The sequence below is a fragment of the Thalassospira sp. UBA1131 genome, from assembly GCF_002311515.1.
GTDB lineage: Bacteria > Pseudomonadota > Alphaproteobacteria > Rhodospirillales > Thalassospiraceae > Thalassospira.
The window spans coordinates 1-12,561 of sequence record NZ_DCAO01000030.1; the positions used below are offsets into that span (position 1 = coordinate 1).

The window sequence follows — 12,561 nt, forward strand, 5'->3', positions numbered from 1 at the left end:
ATGTCCTCGGATTTTGACAATCCAGACCTGTAAAGCAGCACGTCGCATGTGTATTGTTGGGATGTATTTATTAGTCCTTAATTGCCTGCTCCCTAGACTTTCCGGGCAAAGTTCAAATTCGGAGATCCAGTCAAAGTGTCCTCATTCGATCAACTGTCCAAACGCGCAAAAAAGCTCGAAAATCAGGGCCAGATTGACGAAGCGATCAAGCTGTACGAACAGTTTCTTCAGGATTTCCCGAAAAACACACGTGCAAAGGCAGCTCTTGAGAAGTTGCGCAAAGGTGTTCCTGTAAGCGTAAAGACACCTCAAGACTTATACACTGTTGCTAAAAAACAGATTGATCAAGGAGATGTAAAACGCGGCATAGCTATCCTTGAACAACTGGTCAAAGACGTACCGGGCTATGTATCTGCATGGAATATGCTGGGAATGGCATATTTTCAGATAAAAAACACGATTGATGCCGAGAGATGTCTGCGTAAAGCACTGGAGATTGATCGAAATTACGTTCTGGCATGGGGCAATATTGCTGTTTTGTTCCATAGTCAGGGAAAGTTGGATAATGCTATTACAGCATTTCAGAACGCGATTATTCTTGAGCCGGATAATGTTGGATTCCACAGTAGTATAAGCGGTATTTTATCGTCGCTTGGCCGGTATGATGAAGCGGAAAAGGCCTGTATCAGAGCCATAAAGCTTAATCCAAGCTTCTTCGGTTCCTACATTAACTTCGCCAACGTGTTGTATGCTCAACAGAAGTTTTTGGCTGCAAAGCAGGCTGTTGAACAAGCTCTGCAGCTAAACTCTGCGTATAGTTCTGGCGTTACGCAATATCTCTATTTACGTGCCAAGTTATGTGATTGGTCTGAACTACCCTTAGGTTTTGAGACATTTGATACGATCGGTACGCCCGGCAATTCGGTTTCCCCGTTTTCCACTTTAACTCACGAAGATGACCCGCTTAGGCAGCTTAGACGTTCTGAAGTCAGGGCTTTGGACTACGATATATTTAAAACCTATCCGTCCTTCTCACACCCTGAAAAACGTCCTGAGAAGTTGAAGATTGGCTATTTCTCGGCAGACTTTCACAACCATGCGACGTTGTCTTTGATGATGGGGTTGTTTGCTGCCCACGATGCAGAAAAGTTTGAAATTCAGGCTTATAGTTATGGCAAAGTCACCGAGGGGGAGCGACGCAATCAACTTCATCAAATGGTTGATAAATTCTGGGAAGTACAAGATAGGTCGGACGAAGAAATCGTCAAACATGCGCGCGAGCAGGGCATTGATATCGCTATTGATCTTAAAGGTTACACACAGGAAGCGCGCACGTTTCTGTTTGCCCATCGACTTGCGCCGATCCAGATCAACTATGTCGGCTATCCCGGAACTATGGGCAGCAACTTTATTGATTATCTGATCGCGGATCACACGATCATTCCAGAACAGTTCAGGAATTGTTACTCCGAGAACATCATCTATATGCCACATAGCTACCAGCCCAATGATAGTGACCGAAAGTTCGAGGAAAATACACAGTCGCGTCACGACCTAGGCTTGCCAGAAACAGGCTTCGTATTCTGTTGCTTTAATGCAAACTACAAGATTTCCCCACGTGAATTCGATATTTGGATGCGATTACTTGATAAGGTCGAAGGAAGTGTTCTTTGGCTGTTACGTCCAAACACGTGGGCCGAGGAAAATCTGCGCAACGAAGCATCTGCACACGGGATTAATCCTGATCGGCTGATATTTGCCGACCGCGTAAGCGAGAAAAAACATCTCGGTCGTCAGAAGCACGGTGACCTGTTCCTTGATTGTTTTAATGTGAATGCGCACACCACGGCAAGTGATGCATTGTGGGCGGGGCTGCCACTTGTAACCAAGGTTGGTAAGCAGTTTGCAGCTCGTGTTGCGGCAAGTGTTCTAAATGCCGCAAATTTGCCGGAACTGATTGCAGAAACAGAGGAAGAGTACGAGGCCATTGCCCTTGATCTGGCGCTTCACCCGCAAAAGGCTGCGGCCTTGAAGGCCAAGGTGGCAGAAAACGTTAAAACCTGCCCGCTCTTTGATAGCAAGTCATATACCCTTGATCTGGAGCGGGGCTATGAAGCGGCCTATGAACGTTATCTCAGGAACCAGTCACCTGCGGACATTGATCTTGCAAGTTCTTAACCTGCGGGCGAATGTTGTATTAGGAATGAGGAAAAATTTTTGAGCACGGCGTTGGAAAAATTGGTGTCGCGCGCAAAAAAGGCGATCGCGAATAATCAGCCGGATCTGGCCATTTCCATGTGCGAAGAATATCTGAAAACCGAACCCAAGGCGGTTGTGCTTTGGGATGTTTTGGCAAATGCCCACTTCCTTATAAAGGATAATGGGCAGGCAGCGATATGCTTCGAGAAGGTTGTCGAACTTGCGCCGCAAAACCCCAAATCGCATCAAAATCTTGGTGTGTTTTATCAAAGCATCGGCAAGTTCAACGAAGCACTTCAATGCTATCAGCGCGCGGCAAGTTGCGACGCCAACTATGCCCCAGCCTATAACGGAGCCGGCATTGTCCTGATGACAGTTGGGCAGCTTGATACTGCCCAGCAGTATTTTGCCAAGGCGCTTCAGCTCGACCCGCAATTCGCCGACGCCTATGCCAACTTGGCCCATGTGTTTTTTAGCAAGGGGCAATTACCCGCAGCAGCCCAAAGCTACGCCAAGGCCAACGCTCTGAACCCGGATTTGAAAAGTGCCGTGGCAAACCGGTTCTATAGTTTGGCGATGATGTGCGATTGGTCCTGGCTTAATGCCTTTTCGCGTGTCGCCAAGACACTGGGAATAGAGGGCGAAGAAGTAACACCATTTTCGCTGCTAACACTTGAAGACGCGCCGAAAAGGCAATTGGCCCGATGTCGGAAATTCGTCTCGGCCAAATTCGGACAAGGGGCGACCTGGCAAGAGGGGGGGGCATCAACGCGCCCGGCCAAATTGCGTATCGGCTATTTTTCAGCCGACTTCCATGACCATGCGACACTATCGCTGATGATGGGGCTTCTCCGAAATCATGATCACGACAAATTCGAAATTCACGGCTTCTCATATGGGGTGGTCAAGGAAAGCCGGAGCCTTGATCAGGCGATGAACTATTTTGATAGTTTCTCTGATGTCTCGGGTTCTTCGGACGAGGCGATTGTGCAGCTCGCGCGTGAAAAGAACATCGATATCGCCATCGATCTTAAGGGCCACACGCGGATGGGGCGGATTGGTATCTTTGCCCGGCGCATCGCCCCGGTTCAGATCAATTATCTTGGCAATCCGGGCTCCATCGGGGCTGACTTCATCGAATATATGATTGTTGATAAGGTCACGGTGCCTGAAACGCACAAACAGTATTTTTCTGAAAAGCTGATCTATCTGCCAAATTGCTATCAGCCCAACGATGATCAGCGCCGAATTCCGGCGACGAACACAACGCGCGCTGATTTCGGTCTTCCGGAAACCGGCTTTGTATTCTGTAGTTTCAACAACACCTACAAGATAACCCCGCGGGAATTTGATATCTGGATGCGGCTTCTGAGTAAGGTTGAGGGCTCGGTTCTTTGGTTGTTCAAGGGCAACGATTACGCCGCCGAAAACCTGCGCAAGGAAGCGCAAAAGCGCGGTATTGATCCCGACCGTTTGGTCTTTGCCGACAAGATGCCGGAACCGGAACATCTCGCGCGGCACAAACATGGCGACCTATTACTCGATACCTTTAATGTCAACGCGCACACGACGGCGAGTGATGCGCTTTGGGCCGGCTTGCCACTCGTGACCTTGCCCGGAGAGCAATTTGCCGCTCGTGTGGCGGCCAGCATTTTGACGGCAGCCAATATGTCTGAGCTGATTGCCAAGGATGAAGCGGACTATGAAGCCATTGCACTGGATCTGGCGCTTCATCCCGAAAAGACCGCGGCCTTGAAGCAGAAATTACAGGAACAGATCAAGACCTGTCCGCTGTTTGACACGGTTACCTACACACGAGACATCGAAGCTGCATTCGAAGCCGCATATGACCGATACCTGCAGGGCCTTGCACCGGATGACATTGATCTGACCAGCGCAAAGTGACCGTCGATGCTTTCTGCACTTGGCGAAGGTTTGATGGCGCGATAAAACAGTGCCATGACAATACAACAACCAGATAAAGGCTGCATGTCGGTTGACCTGCGCCAAGGCAAAATCCCGGAAAAAACCGTGTTCGTCAGTGCGGTCGCACTGGTCGATATCGATCATCGTGTACTGATCGCCCAGCGCCCGGAAGGCAAATCCATGGCTGGCCTGTGGGAATTCCCGGGCGGCAAGGTCGAGGCGGGTGAAACACCAGAAATGGCGCTGGTGCGGGAGCTCAAGGAAGAGCTTGGTATTGATATTACCGAAAGCTGCCTTGCACCCTTTACCTTTGCATCTTTCACCTATGATGATTTCCATCTGATGATGCCGCTTTATCTCTGCCGCGTCTGGAAGGGTGAAATCACCCCGATGGAAGGCCAGCAGGTGAAATGGGTGCGCCCGGTTCGTCTGGGCGATTATCCGATGCCGCCGGCTGATGTGCCGCTTGTGGCGATGCTGCGCGATTTTCTGTGAGCCATCCGCCCGTTTGTGGCGTATGAGATCGCGCATTGAAGTTTGAATGATGTTGTGGGGATATGATGTCTGATCCGGTCCGTGCCTGTCTGATTATTATCGGCAATGAAATCCTGTCTGGCCGCACCCATGACAAGAACCTGCCCTATCTGGCAGAGGAACTGAACGCGCTTGGTGTCCGCCTTGCCGAGACCCGTGTCATTCCCGATATCGAAGCCACCATCATTGATACGGTCAATGAATGCCGGGCAAAATTCGATTACGTCTTTACCACCGGCGGCATTGGCCCGACCCACGATGACATCACATCGGAATGTGTCGCCAAGGCCTTCGGGGTGGCGATTGAACTCAATGCAGACGCCCATGACTTGCTTAAAAGTCATTATGAAAACCCCGAAGACCTCAATGAAGCGCGCCTGCGCATGGCACGCATTCCGGTCGGGGCGGAGCTGATCCAGAACCCGATTTCCAAGGCACCAGGCTTCCGCGTGGAAAACGTCTATGTCATGGCCGGTGTGCCGATGATCATGCAGGCCATGTTCCAGGGCATCAAACATCAGCTGATCGGCGGCAAGCCGATGGTATCGCGTTCCGTTGGCGGCTATATCCCCGAAGGCACGATCGCCAAGGTGCTTGGCGAAATTCAGGCTGATTTCCCCGAAACCGATATCGGTTCCTACCCCTTCCTGCGTGAAGGAAAGCTAGGTACCACATTGGTGGTGCGTGGCGAGAGTGCCGATGACGTCAATCAGGCATCTGATCGCATTCGCCTTGCCATCATCGAAGGCGGCAAGGATGTGATCGAGGATACCGGTGCTGTCTGATCGCCTTGGCCAGTGGTCCTGAATTGCGTTTGATCAAGGTAATGTCTTGGGGCTGTGTCTAGAATTGTTCTGACCTTTTATGGGAAGACAACATGACCGATCAGAACCATGATCCGCATCATGACGCGCGCAACAGTCAGGCCGCCCGCGAAGCCCGGTCGATTGTGAAATTCATGATCGAACATACAGCTTACGGCGGGTTTGGCGCGCTGGTGTTCGGGGCGTTGGTTCTGTATTTCGATATTGGCGGGATTTACAGCCTTGCGACGTCATCGCGCGATGCGCCGATCTTTATCTTCCTGCTGTTTTTCGGCCTGTTTGTGACGTTTGGCAGCATCAGTCTGGGCATCGGGATCATGACGCTTGGCGGCTTTTCCGATGATGACCGCTATCGCGATGAACGGACGCGCAATCGCAATTCAGATGACAGAAAATAAAAAGGCGCCGTTTGGTGGCGCCTTTCTGGAACGATGAACACCTGCCTTATGGCCGGTCCGCACCGGATTTCTTGGCGATCACGCGCGCAACCAGCATCCCGATGATCCAGCCGGCCAACGGCACGATGAAAATGTAATCAAACAACGGGTGGCTCGAATCCCCGCCGGATGCGGCCAGAATGATCCCGACCCAACCCGCGGTCAGAAGATAGCCCATGATCTTGAAATAGACCCCGTTCGACAGTCCCTTTTTTTGCGGCGGCTGTTCGGGATTGTTTGGTTGGCTTGGTTCGCCAGACATTCGGTATTCCTTGCGTTCTGAAATATGGTTTGGCAATCAGCGTTCAAGTGTCAGCGCATCGGGATCAATGCGATCCTGCCAGCCTTCGCGCACCAGTTCGGGCACGACGTGATCTTCTTCCGGGTATCCGATGCACAGATAGGCAATGAGGCGCCAATGGTCTGGCACATCAAGTGTCTTGCCAACCACATCCGGCTCAAGGATCGAAACCCAGCCAACCCCGATGCCCTTCACACGTGCGGCCAGCCAAAGCAACTGCACGGCGGCGACTGCAGAATAATCAAGCATTTCAGGCATGGTCTTGCGCCCAAGGCCCATGCCGGCTTCGGTTTCTTCATCGGCAAACACGGCCAACTGTACCGGGGCCTGATCCATACCCTGAAGCTTCAGCGACGCATAAAGCTTGGCGCGTTCACCGTGATAGTCATTAAGTGCTTCGTTATTGGCGCGCTCGAAACTGTCGCGGATTGACTTGCGGCGTTTCGGGTCATTGACCTTCACAAAGCGCCATGGCTGGCAATTGCCGACCGACGGCGCCAAGCAGGCTTCCTTGATCAGATCGTCGATATCGCGCTTGGGGATCGGGTCGGTGCGAAAACGCCGGACATCGCGCCGCCACAGCAAAAGATTGATGAACTGCTTTTGAAAGGCCTGGTCAAAAACCGGCGGCGTCAGGTCCGTTTCCGGGGCGCTGTTTGTGGCAATCTGATCTGGTTTGGTCATGGCGCGGGCCTGATGAAATGCGAGGTAAATCTCAATTGTTTTGCACCCTACCTGTCAGCGCTGCTATCGCCAATAGCAAGATGATCTCATCGATCCATCACAGCCGATTTTTGCGCACTATGCGCTTGCGTAAGCCTAGAACGGCACATCTATGGTCAGAAAACCGGTATAGTTGCCGTGCGACACTTCATAGCTCAGTTTTCGCCGCAACTCGAAACTGACACTGGCGGGGAAACTGCCCCATTGCTGGGTAATGCCGCCCCCGGTATCAAGATAAAGATTGGTGCTTTCAATGCTGACAAACGGCTCAAGCGTCATCGATGACTGTGCGACATCATGGATCAGGGAAAACTCCGATCGAATGCCGGTAATGTCCTCAGTTCCGGTGGCGATATCGCGAAACCCCTGAATGCTGAGATCAAAACTCAGCGGATCATAGGCATAGTCGGCCCCGGCATAATATCGCGTCGATCCGCTGCGCCCGTAATTCTGGTTCAGAAGCGATATGGTTTCGTCCTGTCCGGCAAACGGAATGATTTCATGATTGCCAAAGCCAAGGCGATAGCGCGCCTCGACCGAGGCATCAAAAAGCTGCGTGGTTGCGATGCTTCCGGGCACAAGTCCACCACTGGTGGCGCGCGCCGCATCAACATATTCGCGCGCAGTCGTGATATCGCCATCAAGCTGGATACGCAGCGGCACCGCGCCAAACTCATAGTCGGTTCCAAAACCGATGCTGTTTGAAATGCTGGTACTATCAAGCCGTTCGGCATAGCGCAGATTATCTGGCACCGGTCCAATCGGGGATTGGCGGATTGTGCTTTGACCAAGGCTGATGCTGCCGCGCAGGTTAAACCAGTCTGTCACCCGCGAGACGAAATAGGGCGACAGGGCAAGATTGTTCTCGCGATAGCCCAATTGCCGGGTGCCGGATTCGCCAACCGTGCTGCCCCAGCCAACCCCGATGCCAAGCACAAGCCCGTCATCAATCAGATAATCCACTCCGCTATCAATCGAGATGGTGTCGCCACTGAGGCCCGGATCATAGCCCGACCCGGTGATACGGTTTTCAAGTTCGGAATGGTTGCCCGCAAGCCAGATACTGATCGGTGCATGCACGCTGCGCGATTGGGTCGGGAACGTCCCCGCCGCACTATCAAGGTCAAGCTTGCGCGCAAGCGATGAAAGCGCACTCCGACCGGCCAGAATTTCGCTGGGCGTTGGGGTGCCCATGCCAAATTGCAGATGTTCGGTGGCCTGTTGCGGCGGAGAAAGGAAGCCATCAAACAACAAGGGCGCCACCCGACTATCATAAAGGTCTTCGTCCATCTTGTCATACAGGCGGTTCATGTGACGCTGCTGATTTGCGGTACGGGTGGTTGTCTTGTTGCGCAATACCGGTGCATCAGGCCGTGCGGCATCATCGCGGGCAAAGGCCTGCGGTATTATGGGCGGCTGGCTTATCTCCCGTCGAAGGATATAGGTAACGGCCGCCAGACAGACCGTGGCAATCACGGCAGCTTGAAAACGCCTGTGCATCTGACTTTAAACGTGACTGTTTGGGTCAGTGGTCCAGCATGACAGACGAAAATGCACGGAATATGGAGAAACACGGGCAGTTCTGCCCCATTGCTGTTTAACCGCGCAAAGGTGCCGATTAGCGCCAATAGAATGTTGCGTCAAAAACCAAGCCGCGCTAGAACGCTTTGCACCGGCTTTGGCCGGTCCCAACGCGCGTCGCGGGCGTGGCGAAATTGGTAAACGCAGCGGACTTAAAATCCGTCAGCCCTAAGGCTTTGCCGGTTCAAGTCCGGCCGCCCGCACCAGCGCATCGGCAAACGGACCCTGTTTACGGTCCCGGCACCAAATTGCCGAATTCCTGTCATCAAATCCTCTGCTTCGTATTTCATCCTGCGAACATCCCGTCACAGGTTTGCTGTGGATATTGTTTTATCCCCAATGCAGGAGAATGAAGATGGTTCACTTGATCGCCATTGGTGTCATTGCCGCCGCTGCACTGTTTGTAACCTGATGATCAATCGGTGACTTCTTGTATGAGATGCTGCAGTGCGATAGGATCTGTGATGTGCGTATTCACGCCATCAACAGGCCAGCATTGCCATGAACAAAGTCGCTGCCAAATCCACAGAACTTTCGGGTGTCCCGATCCAGCAGGACGGCGCATGGCACGCACTACCCGCCGATCAGGCCCTTGAAGATTTCCAAACAAACCCGCAAGGCCTTGATGCAGACCAAGCATCCGAACGTCTGGCGCAATATGGTCCCAACCGGCTTGATCCGCCGCGTCGGCGTGGGCCGCTGATCCGGTTTCTGGCCCAATTCAACAATGTGCTGATTTATGTCCTGCTGCTGGCGGCCCTCGTCACGGCGGCCTTGGCGCACTGGGTCGACACGTCGGTCATTCTGGCGGTGGTGGTGATCAACGCCATCATCGGTTTTGTGCAGGAAGGCCGGGCCGAAAGCGCGCTTGAAGCAATCCGAAATATGCTTTCGCTTGCCGCCATCGTCGAGCGGGCCGGGCGTAAAATCGAAATCCCCGCCGAAGACGTCGTGCCCGGCGATATCATCCATTTGCAATCGGGTGACAAGGTCCCGGCTGATGTGCGTCTGATCCGGGTCAAGGGCCTGCAAATTCAGGAAGCCATCCTGACGGGCGAATCTGTCCCCGTCGATAAGGCCGTCTCCCCCGTGGACGAAGACGCGGCGCTTGGTGATCGTTTTTCCATGGCCTATTCGGGCACCATGGTTACCCATGGGCAGGGCTGCGGCGTGGTTGTGGCCACCGGTGCCAAAACCGAAATCGGCCGCATCAGCGCGCTTTTGTCCGAAGTCACCACCCTTACAACGCCGCTTCTGCGGCAAATGTCGACCTTCGGGCGTAAACTCAGTGCCGCCATCATGGCGGTCGCCTTCGTGACCTTTGCCATTGGTGTCTGGGTGCATGGGCGCGGGGCGGCTGACATGTTTGTCGGTGCGGTCGCGCTCGCCGTCGCCGCCATCCCCGAAGGCCTTCCGGCAATCATGACCATCGCCCTTGCCACCGGCGTGCAACGCATGGCCGCACGCCGCGCCATCATTCGCCGTCTGCCGGTGGTAGAGGCATTGGGATCGGTCAGCGTCATCTGCTCGGACAAGACCGGCACGCTGACGCGCAACGAAATGACGGTGCAGTCGCTCGCCACCGGCAAGCATCTTTATGCCGTCACCGGCACAGGATACCGCCCCGAAGGTGGTTTTGAACTTGATGGCAAGCCGGTCACGCTTGATGACCATCCCGGCCTGACCGAAATGGCGCGCGGGGCACTTTTGTGTAGTGACGCCGGTCTGCATGAAAGTGATGGTCAATGGTCGGTCGATGGCGACCCGACCGAAGGCGCACTGGTGGCCCTTGCCATGAAGGCAGAACTGGAACCCGGCACTGAAAACCGTCAATTGCCGCGCCACGACGTTATCCCGTTTGAATCCGAACATCGTTTCATGGCGACCCTGCATCACCATGCAAAGGGGCATGGCTTCATCTATGTCAAAGGCGCGCCCGAACGTATCCTTGCCATGTGCAACTCTCAGGGCGGACCGGATTATCAGGAAGTCCTGGATCGTCCCTATTGGGAAGCCCGCATGCAGGAAATGGCCGAAAATGGCCAGCGGGTGCTGGCACTTGCCTTCCGCCCGACCCATAACGGCCATCACCAGCTGGTGTTTGATGACGTCAAACAGGACCTTGTGTTGATCGGCCTTTATGGCCTGGTCGACCCGCCGCGCGACGAAGCCATCGCCGCCGTTGCCAAATGTCGTGCTGCCGGGATCGCGGTTAAAATGATCACGGGCGACCATGCGGTGACAGCCGGTGCCATTGCCCGCCAACTCGGCCTTGGTGATGGCGAACCTGTGGTCAGCGGCCATGAGCTGGACGGGCTTGATGACGACGCATTGCGCGCCGTCGCCCGGAAATCCCACGTTTTTGCCCGCACCAGTCCCGAACACAAGCTGCGTCTGGTCAAGGCGCTGCAGGCAGAGGGTCATGTCGTTGCCATGACCGGCGATGGCGTTAATGACGCCCCGGCGCTTAAGCGCGCCGATGTCGGCGTTGCCATGGGCCAAAAGGGCAATGAGGCCGCCAAGGAAGCCGCCGAAATGGTGCTGGTCGATGACAATTTTGCATCGATCGCCGCCGCGGTCGAAGAAGGCCGAACGGTCTACGACAATCTGGTCAAATCGATCCTGTTCATCCTGCCCAGCAGCGGTGGGGAGGCCCTGACCATCGTCATGGCGCTGGCCCTAGGCCAATTGTTGCCGATCACCGCGCCACAAATCCTGTGGGTTAATATGATCACCGCGGTGACGCTCGCCCTCGCCCTTGCGTTTGAACCGGCCGAAGACAACGTCATGAAACGTCAACCGCGCCGGCGCGATGCACCGTTGCTTTCCGGCTTCCTGATCTGGCGGACGATTTTTGTCTCGCTCATTCTTGTGGCCGGTGTGTACGGCGTGTTTGTCTGGTCCCAGAACCGCGGGGCGGACCTTGAAGTGTCGCGCACGGTCGCGGTCAACACGCTTGTGATGTTTGAACTGTTCTATCTGTTCAACGCGCGTTTCCTGACCGCATCGGCATTCACGAGACAAGGGCTTTTGGGCAGTCGACCGGTATTGATTGCGGTCGTACTGGTCGTGCTTTTCCAGCTGATCTACACCTATGCCCCGCCGATGCAGTATCTGTTTGAAAGCGTCGCCATCCCGCCGCTTGGCTGGGCGATGGCCGTCGGGGTCGGGTTCAGCGTCTTTGTCCTGGTCGAAATTGAAAAGGCTTTCCTGCGACACTGGCAGAAACGCAAGACAGGGTAATGTTTACCGGATGTAAAGCAGATGTCGCCTATCCATGACACATCTGCCGCAACCAAAATGCCGGAGCCCCATGACCCTACCTGATGAAGACGAAGGCCCGCGCAAGAAAGAACGGATTGGCAAATATGTTGCCCCCGAAGAGCGCGCAGCCAATATCGTCAAACAGCTTGATGAATTCCTCCGCAAGGGGCCGCGCAAGGGGCTGAAATATTCCCGTTGGCAGCAACTGGCCTGGTATGAGATCGTCGATGAAATCAAGCGCGCCGAAATGGCCCAGAAAAATCAGGACACCCTGACCAAGTCCGCCTTCCTCAGTCTGGCAATTGGCTTTGGGACGGTCGGCTTCTGGGGGCTGGTGCTGGTGGCGGGCAATGGCTTGGGCGCAATTGCCGCTGGCGTCATTGTGATTGCCGGTCTTGTTGTCTGGCGCGCCTTGTCCAAGGCAAAATGGTTTAAATAACAGTTCTATCAAGCAGGCATTCGCACATATGAACAAGGAAGCTGCCGAAACTCTCGCCATTCGCGCCATCGCCCATATCGCGGGCGACGACGAATTGCTTCAGGGCTTGATCGCGCAAACCGGCATGGGGCTTGATGATCTCAAAGCCGGGATCGCCTCGAACGAGGTGCAGTGTGGTGCGCTTGAATTCCTGCTGTCGCACGAACCGTTTCTGATGCGCTTTGTCGAGGAGTCGGGTTATGCCCCGGAAGATCCGGCGCGCGCCCAGATTGTATTGTCCGGCGGTCCGATCTGGCAGGACTGACCCCGGCCCGGCAAAACACCAGCCTAGGC

The 12,561-nt window shown here is 54.3% G+C and carries 11 protein-coding genes and 1 tRNA gene; 9 read left to right on the plus strand and 3 right to left on the minus strand.

What is annotated here, in order from left to right; genetic code table 11:
* Positions 1 to 135: 135 nt before the first annotated feature.
* The 5 genes from B3Z49_RS04240 to B3Z49_RS04260 all read left to right on the plus strand — a co-directional run bounded on the left by B3Z49_RS04240 (position 136) and on the right by B3Z49_RS04260 (position 5,881).
* On the plus strand, positions 136 to 2,178 hold the full coding sequence (locus tag B3Z49_RS04240) for a tetratricopeptide repeat protein (RefSeq protein WP_296988448.1): 2,043 nt from the start codon (positions 136 to 138) through the stop codon (positions 2,176 to 2,178).
* A gap of 63 nt (positions 2,179 to 2,241) precedes the next feature.
* A complete protein-coding gene (locus tag B3Z49_RS04245; RefSeq protein WP_296988450.1) occupies positions 2,242 to 4,104 on the plus strand; it encodes a tetratricopeptide repeat protein in 1,863 nt (620 codons plus the stop codon).
* Positions 4,105 to 4,188: 84 nt separating this feature from the next.
* Entirely contained in the window at positions 4,189 to 4,620 is a 432-nt protein-coding gene (gene mutT / locus B3Z49_RS04250; RefSeq protein WP_063088498.1) for an 8-oxo-dGTP diphosphatase MutT, read from the plus strand.
* A gap of 62 nt (positions 4,621 to 4,682) precedes the next feature.
* Positions 4,683 to 5,444: a competence/damage-inducible protein A gene (locus tag B3Z49_RS04255; RefSeq protein WP_296988452.1), complete on the plus strand. Its 762-nt coding sequence runs from the start codon at positions 4,683 to 4,685 to the stop codon at positions 5,442 to 5,444.
* A gap of 92 nt (positions 5,445 to 5,536) precedes the next feature.
* Positions 5,537 to 5,881 carry a hypothetical protein gene (locus B3Z49_RS04260; RefSeq protein WP_296988454.1) on the plus strand — a complete coding sequence of 115 codons (345 nt, stop codon included), beginning with the start codon at positions 5,537 to 5,539 and terminating at the stop codon, positions 5,879 to 5,881.
* Positions 5,882 to 5,927: 46 nt separating this feature from the next.
* On the opposite strand, the gene B3Z49_RS04265 is transcribed toward B3Z49_RS04260, so the two are convergent.
* The 3 genes from B3Z49_RS04265 to B3Z49_RS04275 form a co-directional block, all read right to left on the minus strand.
* On the minus strand, positions 5,928 to 6,182 hold the full coding sequence (locus B3Z49_RS04265; protein ID WP_008888363.1) for a hypothetical protein: 255 nt from the start codon (positions 6,180 to 6,182) through the stop codon (positions 5,928 to 5,930).
* 36 nt (positions 6,183 to 6,218) lie between these two features.
* On the minus strand, positions 6,219 to 6,905 hold the full coding sequence (gene bluB, locus B3Z49_RS04270; RefSeq protein WP_296988456.1) for a 5,6-dimethylbenzimidazole synthase: 687 nt from the start codon (positions 6,903 to 6,905) through the stop codon (positions 6,219 to 6,221).
* A gap of 135 nt (positions 6,906 to 7,040) precedes the next feature.
* Positions 7,041 to 8,444, minus strand: a complete 1,404-nt coding sequence (locus B3Z49_RS04275; RefSeq protein WP_296988458.1) for an autotransporter domain-containing protein — start codon at positions 8,442 to 8,444, stop codon at positions 7,041 to 7,043.
* Between the two features lie 200 nt (positions 8,445 to 8,644).
* On the opposite strand from B3Z49_RS04275, the gene B3Z49_RS04280 reads away from it, so the two are divergent.
* The 4 genes from B3Z49_RS04280 (at position 8,645) to B3Z49_RS04295 (ending at position 12,532) form a co-directional block, all read left to right on the plus strand.
* Positions 8,645 to 8,731 (plus strand) — tRNA-Leu (locus B3Z49_RS04280).
* A gap of 295 nt (positions 8,732 to 9,026) precedes the next feature.
* Positions 9,027 to 11,768, plus strand: coding sequence for a cation-transporting P-type ATPase (locus B3Z49_RS04285; protein ID WP_296988459.1), 2,742 nt, complete (start codon positions 9,027 to 9,029; stop codon positions 11,766 to 11,768).
* A gap of 70 nt (positions 11,769 to 11,838) precedes the next feature.
* On the plus strand, positions 11,839 to 12,228 hold the full coding sequence (locus tag B3Z49_RS04290) for a hypothetical protein (protein ID WP_296988461.1): 390 nt from the start codon (positions 11,839 to 11,841) through the stop codon (positions 12,226 to 12,228).
* 28 nt (positions 12,229 to 12,256) lie between these two features.
* Complete coding sequence (locus tag B3Z49_RS04295) at positions 12,257 to 12,532, plus strand: DUF3572 domain-containing protein (protein ID WP_064787564.1); 276 nt, start codon at positions 12,257 to 12,259, stop codon at positions 12,530 to 12,532.
* The last annotated feature ends 29 nt before the right edge of the window (positions 12,533 to 12,561 follow it).